We start from the raw sequence: 15,079 nt of genomic DNA, 5'->3' as shown, positions 1-15,079 counted from the left end.
CCTCCAGGCCGTTCAGGTGCGCGAGCTGGCAGCGGCGGGCCAGCGCCCACTGGTCGTGGGTGGCCTTGGTGATGCTCCCGGCCCACCGCGCCGACGACCCACCCGTCAACGCCCGCTTACGCGCCGCCCACCCTTCGGCGTCATGCGCCGTCCCCGCCCGGCATCGGGCTTTCAGGTCACGACCGGCCAGCGAACCCAGAAACGCGCCCACCTCACCCAGCACGTCCTCGTCCCGGGCGATCAGGCCCTTGAGCCGGGCACGGATCGCCACCCCCGACGGACCGGCGACGACGAACGGCGCAACGATCGGCCGCAGGGGCTGCGGGGGCCCGTCCCGACCTGCGGCATGTGCTGCCGTCTGTGCCGGGGTCTGCCCGATCTCGCAGATGGCATCGTCCACGCCGAGGTGGGCGGCGGCGTCCACACCTTGGGCGATGGCGGACTGTGGCATGACGGATACTTTAAGTCATGCTCTTCGAACATGCAATCGACTTACGTGCGCCGCCGCGCCAGCACCCTGCCGCATGGCATCCTGCCACCGGCGCACAGCGGACAGAGCCCTGTGCACCAGGCGTTCCACCAGGCTCCATAACCACGCCCACGTCACTCATGAACGGCTATGCACACTCGTGAACACTCACTCGCCAGCGGCTATGAACCCCGGGCACGACCTCACTCCCAAGGAGCCAGACGCCTGAGGTCACCCGCCGGGACTGTAACTTGCCTTCCGCAAGGTAATGACTGAACGACGAGGCGCCCCGATGAAGAAGTGGATGCCGCTGTTCGCGGCGATCCTGCTGGAGGTGACCGCCACGCTGTCGCTGCGCGCGGCCGTGGACCATCCCGCCTGGTACACGCTGGTGACGGTCGGCTACCTGGGAGCGTTCGCGGCCCTCAGCGTGGCGCTGCGCAACGGCCTGGGCGTCGGCGTGGCCTACGGCATCTGGGCCGCCTCCGGCGTCGTGCTGACCGCGGTGCTGGCCGCCGTCATCTTCAACGACGCGCTCACCGCCACGATGGGTGTGGGCATCGCCCTGGTCATCGCCGGGGTCCTGTGCGTGGAACTGGGCTCCCAGCACGCCCAGCGCCGCGAGGAAGAGGGCGCCGCATGACGTGGCTGCTCCTCATGGGCGCGATCCTCACCGAGGTCGCGGGCACCCTGTCCCTGCGGATGGCTTCCCAGCCCGGCGGGCACAAGGCATGGTTCCTCGCCGTGGCCGCCGGCTACCTGGCCGCCTTCGTCTTCCTGGCGCTCGCGCTGTACGACGGCCTTGGCATCGGCGTCGCCTACGGCATCTGGGCCGCCACCGGCGTCGCGCTGACCGCCGTCGCCTCACGCGTCCTGTTCAAGGAGGCCCTGACCAGGGTCATGGGCCTGGGCATCGTCCTGATCGCCGCCGGCGTCCTGTTCATCGAACTCGGCGCCACCCACTGACCTTGAAAGCCCGGCGCGCCGGCCATCGACCCCCCGGCGGGCGCAGCCGCAGCGCTGAATATGTAACATACACACGTCCTTGCGCGCGTTACGGGTTCGAGAGGTGGCATGAGTTCTCAGGGTGCTCCCGTAACACCGCGGACGACGCGCAGGGCGATAGCCGTCGTGGTGGTGCTGTGTTTCAGCAGTCTGTCCGCGTCGTTGATGCAGTCGCTGGTGATCCCGATCCAGAGCGATCTGCCGAGGCTGCTGTCGACCTCGCCGAGCACGGCGTCGTGGGTGGTCACGGCCACGCTGCTCGGCGGCGGCGTGGCCATGCCCATCAGCGGCCGGCTGGCCGACATGTACGGCAAGAAGCCCGTCCTGGTCGTCTCCGCGGTCATCCTGCTGATCGGCTCGCTGCTGTGCGCGGTGTCCAGCACGGTCTCCGTGGTGCTGGTCGGCCGTGTGCTGCAAGGCATCGCGATGGGGTACGTCCCGGTGGCGATCAGCATGGTCCGCGAGGCGGCACCGCCGCACCTGCGCAACACCGCGGTCGCGGGCGTCAGCGCGACCCTGGGCGTCGGCGGCGCGCTCGGCCTGCCGCTGGCGGCGTGGATCGCGCAGGACTTCGACTGGCACATGCTGTTCGTGGTCTCCGCCGTCCTCGCGCTGGTGATGACCGCGTTGACGGCCACGGTCGTCCCGCATGTACGGGACGCCCATCCCGGACGGCTCGACGTCGTCGGCGCGCTGGGCCTGGCCGCGGGCCTAGTGGGTGTGCTGGTCGGGGTCTCGAAGGGCAACGACTGGGGCTGGAGCAACCCGGCCACGATCGGCATGATCAGCGGCGGCGCGGTCGTGCTGCTGCTGTGGGGATGGTACGAACTGCGCGACGGTGACCCGCTGGTCGACCTGCGCACCTCCGCACGCAGGCCCGTACTGCTGACCAACATCGCGGCCGTGCTCATCGGGTTCGGCATGATGGCCCAGGCCATCGTCGTCCCGCAGCTGCTGCAGATGCCCGGGGCCGTGGGCGGGATGGGACAGACCATCCTACAAGCCGGGCTGTGGATGGCACCCGGCGGGCTGATGATGATGCTGTTCACCCCGGTGTCCTCCCGGATGCTCACCTCCTTCGGCGCACGCGTCACCATGGCCGTCGGAGCCGGCGTGCTCGCGCTGGGCTACCTGGTCGCCACGCTTCTCATGGACGCGCCCTGGCAGCTGATGGCGGCGACCTGCGTGATCTCGGCCGGAGTCGGCATCGGCTACGCCGCGATGCCCACGCTCATCCTCACCAACGTCCCGGCCACCGAGTCGGCCGCGAGCGTCGGCCTCAACAGCCTCATGCGCTCCATCGGCACGACCACCGCCGGAGCCGTCATGGCCGTCGTCCTCACCAGCCGGACCATCGACCTGGCGCCCGGAGCCCCTCCCGTGCCGTCCCAGGGCGCCTTCCAGCTGTGCTTCGCCATCGGCGCCGCCGCGGCCGCGGCCGGCGCGGCCATCGTGCTCTTCATCCCCCGCCAACGACGCCCCCGCGACGCCGACGACGAAGCCACCACGCACAAGGACCCGACCCCAGCCACCACCTGACAGCCGAGCCCAGCCGTCCCGACGCGATCACGCGGGCGCAGCAGTGGAGGACGGCTGGGGGCGTCCGGTAAGAATGCGCGGATGGAGTTGCGCCCTGAATTGCTGCCCCCGGTCGTTGCCACCGAGCGCCTTGATGAGCTGGGCCGTGAGATCGACCGGATCGCCGGTCTCGGCGGCGCCGAGGCCCGGGAGGCGGTGGCCGCGTTCAAGGAGGCCACCGGGCACGACTACGAGGAGTTCCGGGAGTACTGGGGCTCGGAGTCCCGCGAGGAAGCCGCTCTCCGGGCGGCGTGGCCGCGGCATCCACGAGTTCCGGACGTCACGCGGGACGAACTCGTGGAGATCGTCCACCGGATCATGACCGGCCTCCCTCCGGACCAGCACTGGTATCTGCTGGTACTGGAGAGCAGCACATCGCACCCGGCGGTCACCGACCTGATCTTCTGGCCGCCGCCCGACCTGGAATCGGCGTCCGCCGAGGAGATCGCCGACGCGATCCTGAGCCACCGCCCGACCACGCCCCTCTGACGCAGGGGCGTTCAGCGCTCGCTACTCACCTGCTTTCGGAGGTCGGCGGCGGTGGCGAGAGACTCGGCGAGCGAGGCGCGTTGCGCGTCGGTCAGGTCGAGCGCGTCCAGGCGGGCGAACAGCTCTTCGGCGCGGCCGGGGTCGTCGAGGCGGAGCGCCAGTTCGGCGCGGTAGACGAGCGCTTCGACCAGGGCCGGGACCGGCGTGGCGGCATCGGCCTTGGTGAGCTTGCCGTCCAGGATCTTGGCGGCTTGGCGGGCGTCTCCTTTGGAGTCGCCGAGGACGACGGCGTTCTCCAGGGCGCGAGCCAAAGGCTCGGTGGCCGGGGTGGTGTCGGCGCCGGTGTCCTTGCGCTGGAAGACGCGGATCCAATTGCCGCCAGGATCGACGACGCTGAACCCCGAAGCGCCGTCGGCGTTCTTGCGTTTGCGCGGGCGGGTGATGCGCGGAATCCCCGCCACCAGAAGTTTCCCGTGCACGGCACGCATCCCCGCCGCGAACTCCTCGAAGATCTCCGCGGTGTCGTCCACGGCGACGATGCACGAGCCGTAGGACTGCTCCGGATCGAAGCCGGGAATGCCGGCGAACTGCAGGTCGGCATCGCCGTACCGGACGCCGGCACACGGATACGGACGCTGCTGCAGGTAGGTGAGCTCGAATCCGAGCATGCGGTAGAAATCGACGATCTCATCGATGTCCGCGCACGGCAGAATGGGCACGACGATCTCATTGGCCACTATGACTCCCTGATGTCTCGGCACGAAAGCCGCCTCACCGTATCCCGGAGCCTGGATGATTAGCCCATCATCAAATAGCGAGAACTGCATTCTCGGATATGGAGAGACCTCCTCCGGGAGAGTTTCTCCCTCGGCACGGACGCGACAGCGCCGGACGCCCGGTTCCCGGGACGCCGATTCGTTGTCACCAGGTACCGGGGTACAGCCTGTGCTTGAGGAAGCGGTCGACACGGTCCGCCGCTGCCTTCGTGTTGCCACAAGGGGACAGGAACCCATGCCGCCCCCACTTGGAGTCGTGGTAGCCCCACGTGCCACCGGGCGTAGCCAGGACGCTCACCAATACTCCAGCGTCGTCCGTCACACCGCTGGCATACACCCAGAGCTGGGGAACCGGGATCGCGAATTCCGGCGTCTCGTACAGCCGGACGAATCGCCAGCCTCTCGGTTTGAGCGCGACCGCCAGCAGATCCAGATGCCGCACCGCGACCTCGCGCCCGCGACGCGTCCGCCACCGCAGGACGTGCCGCTCTGCGCGAGCGCCGATCGACCCCAAAGGATTCATGAATTCTGCCCTTTCCAGGTTGGACGTCCCGTCAGATGACGATGCGCGACCACACCCATTTCCCGTGAGGCGCGGTCTTCTCCACCTGCCATTCAGAGGAGAGCGCCTCGACGATGGGCAGCCCGCGGCCGCACGTTCCGGCCTCGTGGCCGGGATCCAGTGCATCGGGGTCGGGCGCGACGTCCGCCAACGTGAGCTCGTCAAGGGCGTGGACCACCGGCATCTCGTCCGATGGGTCCCAGACACCGAGCAGCACACCTTCCGGCTCTCGCCTGAGCCGCACCCGTATTTCGCGTCCTGGCGCACATTCGAGCGCGTTGGTGACCAACTCACTCGCGATCAGGCACATATCCGCAGCCATCCGAGAAAGGCCCCAGTCGCCGAGCTGGAAGTCCACCAGGGACCGCACCCGACCGACCTCCACCTTGTCGGGAACGCACGTGATGTCCAGTTCTCCGGAGATGTCAACATTTGCGTTCAACGCGCTCACCCCTCGCCATTTTCTTGCGGCAAGAGTCCCTCTTTCCCGCTACCTTTGGCCAGGAGAACTCATGAAATGCGACACCGAAAGGTGATCATGCGCTCACACCCCCCGTTCGACCCAGACGGCAACCTCTGGGATCACATAGCTTTTGAGCTGCGAAGACATCGCCACGAACGCAATCTCTCGCTCGCCGAAGTGGGACAAATCATCGACCGCGATCGGTCCCTGGTGGCCCGTGTTGAATCGGGCGACACCAAGATGCAAGGCGCGCACGCGATCCACCTGGACACCGCCTGGAACACCGGCGGCCGCTTCCAACGTCTCGTCAACTTCGCCAAGGCGGGCCACGAGGTCGAGTGGTTCCAGACCCACCTGGAGCACGAGGCGACCGCGTCACACTTGAGGATCTGGGAACTCGGCTGGATGCCCGGCCTCTTCCAGACGGAGGCCTACGCGCGGGCCATCTTCGAGGGGTGCGGCGTAGAGGACGTGGAAGAGGGAGTCAGGGCGCGTCTGAGTCGTCAGACGTGCTTGGACCGGCACCCCAGGCCGAGGATCTGGGTCATTCTCGATCAAGGGATACTCGACCAGCCGGTCGGTGGACGGGAGATCATGCACGCACAACTCGCTCACCTGGTCGAGTTGGCCCGTCAGCCGAACTTCAGGGTCCGTATCGTCCCAACGGAAGTGGGGAGTCACGTGGGCCGAGACGGCTCGTTCAAAATCATGACCGTGAACGGAGCCGACGTGGTCTACACGGACGCACAAGGTGGCGGGCGACTCGTCCAGGATGCTGCTGAGATATCCTCCTATCGCGTCTGGTTCGATCTCATCGGGGACGTAGCCCTCCCCAAAGACGCATCACTGCGCCTGCTCGAAGACACCATGGAGCGGTATTCATGACGACCTGGAGGAAGTCCAGCCACAGCGGCGGCGCCACAACTCAGTCAGACTGCGTGGAGATCGCCCGCCTGATCGGGACAGTCGGCGTCCGTGACAGCAAGGCACCCGACGCCGGGCACCTCGCCCTCACCCCCGCCGCCTTCACCGAACTCCTCACCCGCGTGAAGCAGCGCAACCTGGACGACTGAGTCCGTCGCGCATGCTGGGCCCCGGCCGGTGGCCGGGGTCTTCGCTTTGTCTGGGGTCCAGAGGAGTGCTCGAGTTCCACCCTCACGCGGTTCGAGTCTTCTGCGTTCGGTGAGCTTGCGCTACGAGCGTGCCTACGTGGTCCGGGGTCGGGGCCGGCTCTATGCGGGACGTGACGTTCTCGAAGCCGTGGGCTTGGAGGATGGTCGTCCAGGTGTCTGGTTCGTAGGACCAACGGTAGAGCCAGACTTCAGGGCCGGTGAAGCCGGCGCCGTAGATGCCCTGTACGCCGTAGGAGCCGGGGACGGCGGGCGCGTGGGAGAAGACCAGCTTGCCGCCAGGGTTCAGGTGCTCGTAGACGAGGGGAAGCAGCTCGTCGGGTCTGGTGAACCAGACTGCGCCCCAAATGGAGTAGATGGCGTTCCAGCGTTGGTCGGTGGTAGTGAGGTAGTCGATGACGTCGCCGTGTTCGAAGTGGGCTGAGGGTAGGTGGCCCCAACGGCTTCGAGCGCGCTGGATTTGGGTTTCGGAAACGTCGATCCCGGTAGCTGTGATGCCCTTGGTTGCCAGGGCTGCTACGGCGTCGCCTCGTCCTGAGCCGAGTTCTAGGGCTGTCATGGGGTCGCCGAGGAGTTCATCGCCGGGGCCGTGGCCGGGGTACTGGGTCCAACCGAAGGCGTTCTTGAGTGCTTCTTCGGAGGTCTGGTCGGTGACGCCTTCGGCGTAGTGGTCCCAGTAGCTGGTGCGGTCGTTGACGCTGGTCGGCATGGGTGCGGGCCCCCGGTATGTGGCAGGTGGGACCCGTGTCAGGGTAGCCGTGGGGCCTATGCTCCACAGGTGGTTCGGCGTCTTCAAGCACGGCGAGGGGCCGGTGCCTCGGCGGCGCCGGCCCTCGGTGGGATGTGGCCGTGGCCCCGGCCAGTGGCCGGGGCCTTCGCCTGCTTGGAGCCGGGTCGGCCGCTATCGGGGGCCGCTCTTCAAGATCTCTTTGCGGGTGCCCTGGTCACCGTTGAGTCGCGTGGGTTGAAGGTAGGGTGCGGTGCCGCGGTCGGCGATCCGCGCCGAGGTGATGGTGAGGTCGTAGTGGGCCCACACCATGGCGGCGTCGGCCAGCCGGTGGGCCGTGGCGCGGATGAGATGGACGTCCGGCGAACCGGTGACGATCAGCAGGACGGGCTCACCGCGGTCCAGGTCGGACGCGGTGGGGTCGTCGGGCCATATCGCCACGCGCAGACGCCGATCCTCGGTCACGCGCAACTCCCCCCAGTCCGGAACGCGGATCCAGGGCAGCCCTTCCCCGACACAGGTGATCATGATGACGGGGCGCTGCCGCGCCTGGGAGCTCCTGATCGCGTCGATGGAGGTCGAGAGGACGTCGGGCGAGGCGGTCGGCGGTGCTTGCGCCTTACGTCGAAGGTTCGGTCGGCGCCGTTCGGGTGAGAACCACTCCAACTTGAACATATGTTCGATAGTAGTGGACGGGAACGACTTTCGCGCTGCCTTGTTCAGCCGAGGGCAGGGGCGGCCGGGCTTGATCTTCGGTACGCGGTGGGGCTCTTGCCGAGCGTTCTCTTGAAGGCCGTACTGAACGCGAAGGCGTCGGTGTAGCCGACCTCGCGGGCCACGGCGGCCACCGTCGCGGACGTGTCCGCCAGCCGCTCGGCGGCCAGGGCCATGCGCCACCCGGTGAGGTAGGCCAGCGGGGGCTCGCCGACCAGCTCGGTGAACCGCCTGGCCAGGGTGGTGCGGGAAGCGTGCGCGGCGTCGGCGAGGGAGGCCAGCGTCCAGGGACGGGCCGGATCGGCGTGGACGGCCCGCAGGGCCGGGCCCACGACCGGGTCGCTCAGGGCCAGGTACCAACCCGGGCGTACCGCTTCGGGACGGTCGAACCAGTCACGCAGCGTGCAGACCAGCAGCCAGTCGAGCAGGCGGTCCAAGACCACCTGGCGGCCCGGTCTGCGGGCGTCCAACTGGGCCTCCAAGTAGTCGCGCATGGAGGCGCAGTCGTGGTCGTCCGGGATGACGATCATCGGCGGCAGCACGGCGACCAGGCGGCGTGCGACCTCACCGGTCAGCCGGTACGAGGCGGTCAGCAGGACCGTCTCCTCCGCGGGGCAGGGATCGTCGTCGCCGGCGTCGCATATGGTGCGCGGCGCGTCGGTGTGGGCGAACACGAACGGCTCGGGGCCGCGCACGATGGCGGCCTCGCCCGTCTTGACCGGCAGGACCAGGTCGCCCTGGGTGAGCACGCCCTCGCCTCGCATGAGCACGCAGAGTGTCAGGGGCGGGCCGTCGGCGAACCGCAGGCCGCACGGCTCCGACAGGGACGAGGTGCCGAATGCGGCGCCCTCGCCCCGCACGCCTTTCAGCAGGTCGTCGAACGGGTCCACGTCGTCACGATATAGCCGGACCTCGATCGGGACGATCGGCAATGTCCGCGGCACGATCGCCCATGCTCGAAGCCTGTGCGAACAGGTTGGCTGAGCCTCATGGACAAGATCTTGGTAACGGCGGCGACGGGCAAGACCGGGCGCCGAGTGGCGAGCCGGCTGGGCGCGCAGGGCAGCCGGGTACGGGGCGCGTCGCGCTCCGGCGAGGTGCGGTTCGACTGGACCGATCCCGGCACCTGGGAGAAGACCCTGGAGGGGGCGCGGGCCGTTTACCTGGTCGCGCCCGATGATCCCGGTCCGGTCGGCGCGTTCGTCGACCTGGCCGTCGACAGCGGCGTGCGGCGGCTGGTGCTCCTGTCGGGGCGGGGGATCGAGCAGGCCGGGCCCGACTTCGCGCAGGGCATGGCGGCGGCCGAACGGGCCGTGCGCGGTTCGGGCGCGGAGTGGACGATCCTGCGTCCGAACCAGTTCGACCAGAACTTCGCCGAGGACATGTGGCACGCGCCGCTGCGGGCGGGGCGGCTGGCACTGCCCATCGGAGCGACGCCCGAACCGTTCATCGACGCAGAGGACATAGCGGCGGCCGCCGCGGTGGCCCTTACCCGGGACGGCCACGCGGGACGGGTGTACGAACTGTCCGGGCCGCGTGCGCTGACCTTCGGCGAGGCGGTCGAGACGATGGCGGGGGCCGCGCGGCGGCCGATCGAGTTCGCCGAGCTGACGCCGGAGGCGTACCGGGCCGAACTCCTGGCGGAGGGCTTCCCCGAGGAGGCCGCGCACGCGATGAACGCCATGTTCGCCCTGCACCGGGCGGGACATCTCGCCGAAGTGACCGACGACGTCCGGCAGCTGCTGGGCCGTCCCCCGGCCGCGTTCGAGGACTACGCCGTCCGGACCGCGGCATCCGGCGCCTGGGCCCTCTGACGACCACACCGGCCCTCGGTCTGTGCGGCCTCTGGACGCTGTACCCGGAGGCCGCACAGCAATACGAGACGTCATCTCGCTTGACGAGATCGCGGGTGCTGGCTTACGGTTTGCGGAAGATCCTCCACAGTCGGGAGCGCGCCATGATCCGAGTCGCCTCGCAGGGCCTTGGAGACGTGGTGCGCGGTTACTCCGAGCCGCTGCGCGTGCGTCCGCCGCGTACCGGTATGCGTCCCGGCACGGCGGCGGGGATTGTGCAGACGCCCTTCTAAGTCGCGACGTCCGCAGCCCCTTCTCCGGGTCGCGGCGTCCCGTCCGCGGCCTGCCCTCCTTCCTGAAGTGCGAGGCATCATGTCCACGACCCTTGACCTGTCCCCGATTTCCGGTCCGTCCGCCTGGCGCGGGGACGAGCTGGCCGGTTCCACCGAGTGGATCTACCACCTGTCCGACGCCGAGCGGGACGAGATGGAGGCCATCGGACGGCGGTTCGTCGCCGACGCCCCCGATCTGCGCACCGTCACAGCCGGCGACTACCCCCTGGACGCCTGTACCGGCCTCATCGAGGAGTGCGCCCGGCAGATGGACGCCGGGCGCGGCTTCATCCTGATCCGCGGGCTCCGCACCGAGGACTACGGCGACACCGTCGCGGGCGCGATCTTCTACCTGATGGGCCTGCACCTGGGCTCGCCCATGTCGCAGAACCAGTACGGCGACGTGCTCGACCACGTCATCGCCACGTCCAACAAGACCATGGACGACCCGACCGCGCTGCCCTCGCGGGTGCGCGACCGGCTGCCGTTCCACTCCGACAGCTCCGACGTCGTCGCGCTGATGTGCCTGCGCGGCGCCCGCGCGGGCGGCGCGTCCAGCCTGGTCAGCGGCACCACGATCTACAACGAGATCCTGCGCCGCCGCCCCGACCTCGCGCAGCTGCTGTTCGAGGAGTGGCACTGGGACTGGCGCAGGCAGGACCCGGACGCGCCCGCCAACACCTACCAGTCGCCGATCTGCAGCTACGTCGACGGTGTCTTCAGCACCTACGCCGGCGCCCAGATGATCTTCACGGCCCAGGAGTACCCGGAGGTGCCGCGGCTGACCGAGGCGCAGATCGAGGTCCTGAACCTGTTCGACGAGATCGCGCAGGAGCCCGGCCTCCCCATCGACATGGACTTCCAGCCGGGCGACGTCCAGTGGCTCCTGAACTACGCCGCACTGCACTCGCGCACCGAGTACGACGACTACCCCGAGCCGGAGCGCCGCCGCCACCTGCTGCGGCTGTGGCTGCGCCGGGAGGTCGGCCGGCCGATGGTGCCCGGCTTCGGCAAGAACGTCATCAACACCCCGGACGGCAAGCCGAAGGAGCCCCTGCCCGGCGGCCGTTTCCAGATCGCCGACGCCGTCGTCCCCAACGAGACCTGGGGGCTCTGACCGAACCCCCGTGAAGCGCGTGGCCCCGTCCCAGGAGCGGTGTGGACGGGGCCACGGCGCCCTTCAGGGCGAACTCGCGTTCGCGCGGCACAACCGGCGGGTGGCGGGTAGCGAAGCCGTGATCATGGCGGCGACCGCCAGGACGGCCGCCAGCGGACAGAGGAAGAAGAGCATCACGGCGTAAGAGGAGTCGAGTTCCATGTCTCCCCCAGTGATGAGGAACTGCGCGCTCGCGCTCGTCAGGTGCAGGGCCGCCACACCGCTGGTTATCGCGATCATCCGCCGCCCGGCCTCCTTGCGCTGGAGCAGCCGCAGCGCGCCTGTGGCGAGTACGGCCACTTCCAGGATGACCACCATCAGGTTCACCGCGATCAGAACCCTCGGGGCATCGGGATACCGGATGGAGTCGACGGCCATGAAGATGACCAGGAGGAGTCCGGGAAGGCACAGCAGGGCGAGGATGCTCGCCGCGGTCGCGGTTCCGCCGCCATGGTCGGCCGTCGGCTCCATACGCCCATACGCTTCCCGCTGACTGGTCGCCGGCCTTGTGTCACCTCCGCGCCATGGCGCCGTCGTCCAGCCGCCGGAGGCTGGAATGGGGCCCAGGGCGCGCAGGCGTGCGGCCACGGTGGCCGCGTCCTTGGGCCGGTCGCCGGGGCGTTTGGCCGACCCGGTGGCGGTGATCCTGGTGGCGTCGGCAAGGCGGGAGATCCCGAAGTCGCAGACCTTCACCCGGCCGTCGTCGGTCAGGAAGAGGTTGGCCGGTTTGATGTCGCGATGCACCACCCCTTGCCGGTGGGCGACGGTGAGGGCGTCGAGGATCTGCACGGCCCAGTCCGTGACCTGCGCGACGGGCCGGCCGGACGGATGCCCGGTCAGCGCCGAGGCCAGGTCGCGCCCCTGCATCAGCTCCATCACCTGGAAGAAGAGGCGCAACCCTCCGTCGGTGTGCTCGTCGATGTCGAAGACGGTGGTGACGCCGGGGTGGTTCACGGTCGCGGCGATCTCGGCCTCCCGCCGGAACCGGGCCACCTCCGCCCCGTCGGCGGCACCGCTCAGCGGCAGGATCTTCACCGCCACCGAGCGGCGCAGGCGCTGGTCGACGCCCCGCCACACCTCTCCCATCCCGCCCCGGCCGAGCATCTCCTCCAGCCGGTAACGTCCGGCCAGCTCAAGGCCGCTGCGCATCGACTCTCCTCGGCGTCGGGGGCACCGGAGACCATCCAGCGAGTCCGGTTCGAGTGGTATGTCCGGGGGTGAGTAAGCTCTCCGCGCGGCATCGGCGCGGAGACATCACGGACAGCCTAACGATCTAGCTCGCGAGGCTCCGAGTCGTCGTCAGAGGGCCTGTGCGTTGCCGATCCGGTCAGCGTCGCCCCGCCCCCACCTTCGACGCCGAGGAGTGTTCGTCCGTGAAGCTGTCCATCGTCGACCTCGGGACGGTCGCGCCCGGAACCACCGAGAAGGACGCGCTGGCGGACGCGCTGGAGACCGCACGTCACGCCGAGCGGCACGGCTTCCATCGGGTCTGGTTCGCCGAGCACCACCTGAGCCGCTCCGGCGCCTCGCACCACCCCGAACTCCTGATCGCGGCGGCGGCCATGGTGACCTCCGGCATCCGGCTGGGGTCGGGGTCGGTGCTGATGAACCACTACAGCCCGTTCAAGGTCGCCGAGATGTTCAAACAGCTCGAAGCGATGGCGCCGGGGCGGATCGACCTGGGTATGGGACGCGCCACCGCCGGGCCGGTGCTCGACCTGGCGCTGCAGCAGAACCGGCAGAACCCGGCCCAGGCCGATCACCAGCAGCAGGTGGCCGAGACCCTGGCCTGGCTGTACGACGCGTTCCCCGAGGAGCACCCGTTCGCCGGCAACCCGCTGATGACCAACGTCCCGGACGTCCCGCAGACGTGGCTGCTGGGGTCCAGCCCGAACGGCTCGAACCTGGCCGCCGGCCTGGGCATCGGCTACACCTTCGCCGGGTTCATCAACCCGCCCGGAGCGGCGCCCGCCCTGCGCAACTACCGGGAGCACTACCAGCCCCAAGGCTTCGGGCTCGACTCGCCCCGGGCCATCCTCGCCGTCAACGTCGCCGTCGGAGACACCGAAGCCGACGGCCTGCACCTGGCCAACTCACCCAAGGGCTTCTACGCCCGCCTGAGCCGGGCCGGCCGCGCCGCGGGCTCGGTAATGGTGCCGACCCCCGACGAGGGGGCCGAGGAGATGACCCCGGCCGAGAAGGACGAGCCCACCAGGATCGTGAACGGACGCTGGCCCCGCTTCATCGCCGGCGGCCCCGGCGACGTCCGCGCCACCCTGGAACAGATGATCGAGGAAAGCGGCGCCGACGAACTCATGATCCAGAACCTCATCGCCACCCCCGAGGCCCGGCACCACTCCCACGAACTCCTGGCCCAGGCCTTCGATCTGCCCAAGCCGCAAGGCACGCCCTCCGCCACGGTCAAGGCTGTCCGGTGAAGTTCGAGGACGACTACGAGGTCATGCGGACCATCGCGCGCCACGGACATGCTCTCCACGCGGGACGCCCATCGCTCACCGCAGGAAGACTCCGTACTCGGCTATCCGCGGAGTGAGCGCCGGCGGGAGGTCGGCCATCATCGCGACCTCCTCGGCCGAGACGAAACCGCCCGCGTCGGCCCGGACGCGGACGATGCGGGCGGCCTGCTCGGGCGTGATCCCCAGAATCCCCGTCAGCGCCGACTCGGGCGCGTGGTTGACGTCGACGAGCCCGCCGTCGTCATAGGCGCGCTCCAGGTCGGGACGGCCGATGCGCATCTCCGCGGCCATCGCCGGGTCCCGGCTCGCCAGCTCGGCCGCCCGGACGCGCAGCTCCCGGCGGCGGCGCGCCTCTCCCTCGGCGAGCATCAGAGGGTCCGCCACCGGGGCTTCGCGCGGGCTGAAGACCTTGCGGCGGATGGCCAGCGCGTGAGCCGTGCCTACGGTCACCAAGGTCACGAACGTCGCGATGAACACCATGTCGCCGGTGGTGTCGTCCTCGCTGCCCGCTGTGATGAACCCGAGGACGACCAGCGCCAGATAAAGGGGTTGCACCAGCCACAGCGGCACCGACCTGAGCCGGACGGCGGCGATCACCATCGTGATGGACGTGCCCATCCCCAGCGTGTAGATGGGACTCAGCGCCCAGACGTAGCTGCCGATGGTGCGAGCGGGCCCGAGGTTTCGCATCGCCTCCGCCTTCGTCGTTTCTACTGAAAGACGCCGGTCACCGCCGTCTGGTTCAGTTTCGGGAGAGGAGACGAGCGTAAAGGCGGGTGTAGGCGGCCAGGGAGGCGAGGTCCAGGATGTCGCGCCTCGGGTCTTCTGGGGACGGGCGGGACGCGGGGCCCAGGCGGACGGTGTCGATGCCGTGGGCTCTGAGGGCGACGCCGTCCGTGGAGCCCGTCCAGCCGGTGACGGGCGGCGGGTCGGCGCCGAACTCGGTGCGCCAGGCGGTGCGGGCCTCGCGGACGATCGGGGCGTCGGCCGGGGTCGCGGCGGCGGGGTGGATCTCGTCGACATCTACTTCGACCGCGCAGTTCGCCAGGGGGCCGTCCGCGCAGGCTGTCTCGACCTCGGTCCGCAGGGCTGAGGCGATGACGTTCGGGGCGGCTCCGGGAACAGTCACGACGTAGATTCCGGCCTCCAGAAGGGCCGGGAAGAGGTCGGGCTTGTCGGGGCGGCCGGCGGTCAGCGAGCCGACGCCGGCGGCTGGACCCACCTGTGTGCCGGGGGCCGTGTTCGCGGCGACGTAGGCGGTGCGCCAGCGTTCGATGGCCTCGATCACCGGGCCCGCGTGGGCGATGACGCCGCCGGGCGGGTCGGCCGACTCGCGGGCCAGGACGGCGCCATGCCTGCCCTGTACGCGGAGGCGCAGATAGAGGGCGCCGGGCTCCTCCCACAGCAG

18 protein-coding genes and 1 pseudogene are annotated in these 15,079 nt (G+C 69.4%); 9 read left to right on the top strand and 10 right to left on the bottom strand.

Annotation, left to right across the window (positions count from 1 at the left end; genetic code table 11):
• Positions 1–451: pseudogene (locus E1285_RS36175) on the bottom strand (hypothetical protein); the annotation flags it as partial.
• Between the two features lie 310 nt (positions 452–761).
• Here E1285_RS36175 and E1285_RS36170 point away from each other — a divergent pair.
• From E1285_RS36170 to E1285_RS36155, 4 genes are all read left to right on the top strand, one after another.
• On the top strand, positions 762–1,112 hold the full coding sequence (locus E1285_RS36170) for an SMR family transporter (RefSeq protein ID WP_132159095.1): 351 nt from the start codon (positions 762–764) through the stop codon (positions 1,110–1,112).
• Positions 1,109–1,435 carry an SMR family transporter gene (locus E1285_RS36165; protein WP_132159094.1) on the top strand — a complete coding sequence of 109 codons (327 nt, stop codon included), beginning with the start codon at positions 1,109–1,111 and terminating at the stop codon, positions 1,433–1,435. The genes E1285_RS36170 and E1285_RS36165 overlap by 4 nt, the downstream gene beginning before the upstream one ends.
• A 108-nt stretch (positions 1,436–1,543) precedes the next feature.
• On the top strand, positions 1,544–3,013 hold the full coding sequence (locus E1285_RS36160) for an MFS transporter (RefSeq protein WP_132159093.1): 1,470 nt from the start codon (positions 1,544–1,546) through the stop codon (positions 3,011–3,013).
• Between the two features lie 81 nt (positions 3,014–3,094).
• A complete protein-coding gene (locus tag E1285_RS36155; RefSeq protein WP_132159092.1) occupies positions 3,095–3,541 on the top strand; it encodes a hypothetical protein in 447 nt (148 codons plus the stop codon).
• Between the two features lie 11 nt (positions 3,542–3,552).
• Here the strand turns inward: E1285_RS36155 and E1285_RS36150 are convergent, their stop codons facing one another.
• The 3 genes from E1285_RS36150 to E1285_RS36140 form a co-directional block, all read right to left on the bottom strand.
• A complete protein-coding gene (locus E1285_RS36150) occupies positions 3,553–4,278 on the bottom strand; it encodes a VOC family protein (RefSeq protein WP_132159091.1) in 726 nt (241 codons plus the stop codon).
• Positions 4,279–4,462: 184 nt separating this feature from the next.
• Positions 4,463–4,840: a hypothetical protein gene (locus E1285_RS36145; RefSeq protein WP_132159090.1), complete on the bottom strand. Its 378-nt coding sequence runs from the start codon at positions 4,838–4,840 to the stop codon at positions 4,463–4,465.
• Positions 4,841–4,871: 31 nt separating this feature from the next.
• On the bottom strand, positions 4,872–5,330 hold the full coding sequence (locus E1285_RS36140; RefSeq protein ID WP_132159089.1) for an ATP-binding protein: 459 nt from the start codon (positions 5,328–5,330) through the stop codon (positions 4,872–4,874).
• An 87-nt stretch (positions 5,331–5,417) separates the two neighbouring features.
• Between E1285_RS36140 and E1285_RS36135 the strand changes: the two genes are divergently transcribed.
• The gene (locus E1285_RS36135) at positions 5,418–6,227 is read left to right on the top strand and encodes a helix-turn-helix transcriptional regulator (protein WP_132159088.1); all 810 of its coding nucleotides are present in this window, start codon (positions 5,418–5,420) and stop codon (positions 6,225–6,227) included.
• Positions 6,224–6,415, top strand: a complete 192-nt coding sequence (locus E1285_RS36130; protein WP_132159087.1) for a DUF397 domain-containing protein — start codon at positions 6,224–6,226, stop codon at positions 6,413–6,415. Before E1285_RS36135 ends, E1285_RS36130 begins: the two co-directional genes overlap by 4 nt.
• Before the next feature lie 82 nt (positions 6,416–6,497).
• On the opposite strand, the gene E1285_RS36125 is transcribed toward E1285_RS36130, so the two are convergent.
• The 3 genes from E1285_RS36125 to E1285_RS36115 all read right to left on the bottom strand — a co-directional run bounded on the left by E1285_RS36125 (position 6,498) and on the right by E1285_RS36115 (position 8,857).
• Positions 6,498–7,181, bottom strand: a complete 684-nt coding sequence (locus tag E1285_RS36125) for a class I SAM-dependent methyltransferase (protein ID WP_132159086.1) — start codon at positions 7,179–7,181, stop codon at positions 6,498–6,500.
• A gap of 192 nt (positions 7,182–7,373) precedes the next feature.
• On the bottom strand, positions 7,374–7,874 hold the full coding sequence (locus tag E1285_RS36120) for a hypothetical protein (protein ID WP_132159085.1): 501 nt from the start codon (positions 7,872–7,874) through the stop codon (positions 7,374–7,376).
• A 44-nt stretch (positions 7,875–7,918) separates the two neighbouring features.
• The gene (locus E1285_RS36115; RefSeq protein WP_243723283.1) at positions 7,919–8,857 is read right to left on the bottom strand and encodes an AraC family transcriptional regulator; all 939 of its coding nucleotides are present in this window, start codon (positions 8,855–8,857) and stop codon (positions 7,919–7,921) included.
• 45 nt (positions 8,858–8,902) lie between these two features.
• Here E1285_RS36115 and E1285_RS36110 point away from each other — a divergent pair, with 45 nt between their 5' ends.
• Both E1285_RS36110 and E1285_RS36105 read left to right on the top strand, forming a co-directional pair.
• Positions 8,903–9,727 carry an NAD(P)H-binding protein gene (locus tag E1285_RS36110; RefSeq protein WP_132159084.1) on the top strand — a complete coding sequence of 275 codons (825 nt, stop codon included), beginning with the start codon at positions 8,903–8,905 and terminating at the stop codon, positions 9,725–9,727.
• Between the two features lie 351 nt (positions 9,728–10,078).
• Positions 10,079–11,155, top strand: coding sequence for a TauD/TfdA family dioxygenase (locus tag E1285_RS36105; RefSeq protein WP_132159083.1), 1,077 nt, complete (start codon positions 10,079–10,081; stop codon positions 11,153–11,155).
• Positions 11,156–11,218: 63 nt separating this feature from the next.
• Here E1285_RS36105 and E1285_RS36100 read toward each other — a convergent pair whose 3' ends face one another.
• Positions 11,219–12,343, bottom strand: coding sequence for a serine/threonine-protein kinase (locus E1285_RS36100; RefSeq protein WP_132159082.1), 1,125 nt, complete (start codon positions 12,341–12,343; stop codon positions 11,219–11,221).
• Between the two features lie 224 nt (positions 12,344–12,567).
• Between E1285_RS36100 and E1285_RS36095 the strand changes: the two genes are divergently transcribed.
• Positions 12,568–13,632 (top strand): MsnO8 family LLM class oxidoreductase, encoded by a 1,065-nt coding sequence (locus E1285_RS36095; protein ID WP_132159081.1) that lies wholly within the window; start codon positions 12,568–12,570, stop codon positions 13,630–13,632.
• Positions 13,633–13,707: 75 nt separating this feature from the next.
• On the opposite strand, the gene E1285_RS36090 is transcribed toward E1285_RS36095, so the two are convergent.
• Positions 13,708–14,361 carry a helix-hairpin-helix domain-containing protein gene (locus tag E1285_RS36090; protein WP_243723282.1) on the bottom strand — a complete coding sequence of 218 codons (654 nt, stop codon included), beginning with the start codon at positions 14,359–14,361 and terminating at the stop codon, positions 13,708–13,710.
• A 52-nt stretch (positions 14,362–14,413) separates the two neighbouring features.
• Positions 14,414–15,079, bottom strand: a 666-nt coding sequence (locus tag E1285_RS45990) for a hypothetical protein (protein WP_165966907.1), incomplete at its 5' end; no start/stop codon positions are given.

Origin of the sequence: Actinomadura sp. 7K507, from assembly GCF_004348425.1 — a bacterium.
In the GTDB taxonomy this organism is placed as follows: domain Bacteria; phylum Actinomycetota; class Actinomycetes; order Streptosporangiales; family Streptosporangiaceae; genus Spirillospora.
Note: the sequence above shows the minus strand (reverse complement) of the source record. Positions and strands in the feature narration are given on the sequence as shown.

What these genes read in the sequence shown, in the direction of transcription:
- E1285_RS36170 (WP_132159095.1), top strand. Translation starts at nt 762, where the DNA reads ATGAAGAAGTGGATGCCGCTGTTCGCGGCGATCCTGCTGGAGGTGACC.
- E1285_RS36165 (WP_132159094.1), top strand. Translation starts at nt 1,109, where the DNA reads ATGACGTGGCTGCTCCTCATGGGCGCGATCCTCACCGAGGTCGCGGGC.
- E1285_RS36160 (WP_132159093.1), top strand. Translation starts at nt 1,544, where the DNA reads ATGAGTTCTCAGGGTGCTCCCGTAACACCGCGGACGACGCGCAGGGCG.
- E1285_RS36155 (WP_132159092.1), top strand. Translation starts at nt 3,095, where the DNA reads ATGGAGTTGCGCCCTGAATTGCTGCCCCCGGTCGTTGCCACCGAGCGC.
- E1285_RS36145 (WP_132159090.1), bottom strand. Translation starts at nt 4,840, where the DNA reads ATGAATCCTTTGGGGTCGATCGGCGCTCGCGCAGAGCGGCACGTCCTG.
- E1285_RS36135 (WP_132159088.1), top strand. Translation starts at nt 5,418, where the DNA reads ATGCGCTCACACCCCCCGTTCGACCCAGACGGCAACCTCTGGGATCAC.
- E1285_RS36130 (WP_132159087.1), top strand. Translation starts at nt 6,224, where the DNA reads ATGACGACCTGGAGGAAGTCCAGCCACAGCGGCGGCGCCACAACTCAG.
- E1285_RS36125 (WP_132159086.1), bottom strand. Translation starts at nt 7,181, where the DNA reads ATGCCGACCAGCGTCAACGACCGCACCAGCTACTGGGACCACTACGCC.
- E1285_RS36120 (WP_132159085.1), bottom strand. Translation starts at nt 7,874, where the DNA reads ATGTTCAAGTTGGAGTGGTTCTCACCCGAACGGCGCCGACCGAACCTT.
- E1285_RS36110 (WP_132159084.1), top strand. Translation starts at nt 8,903, where the DNA reads ATGGACAAGATCTTGGTAACGGCGGCGACGGGCAAGACCGGGCGCCGA.
- E1285_RS36105 (WP_132159083.1), top strand. Translation starts at nt 10,079, where the DNA reads ATGTCCACGACCCTTGACCTGTCCCCGATTTCCGGTCCGTCCGCCTGG.
- E1285_RS36100 (WP_132159082.1), bottom strand. Translation starts at nt 12,343, where the DNA reads ATGCGCAGCGGCCTTGAGCTGGCCGGACGTTACCGGCTGGAGGAGATG.
- E1285_RS36090 (WP_243723282.1), bottom strand. Translation starts at nt 14,361, where the DNA reads ATGCGAAACCTCGGGCCCGCTCGCACCATCGGCAGCTACGTCTGGGCG.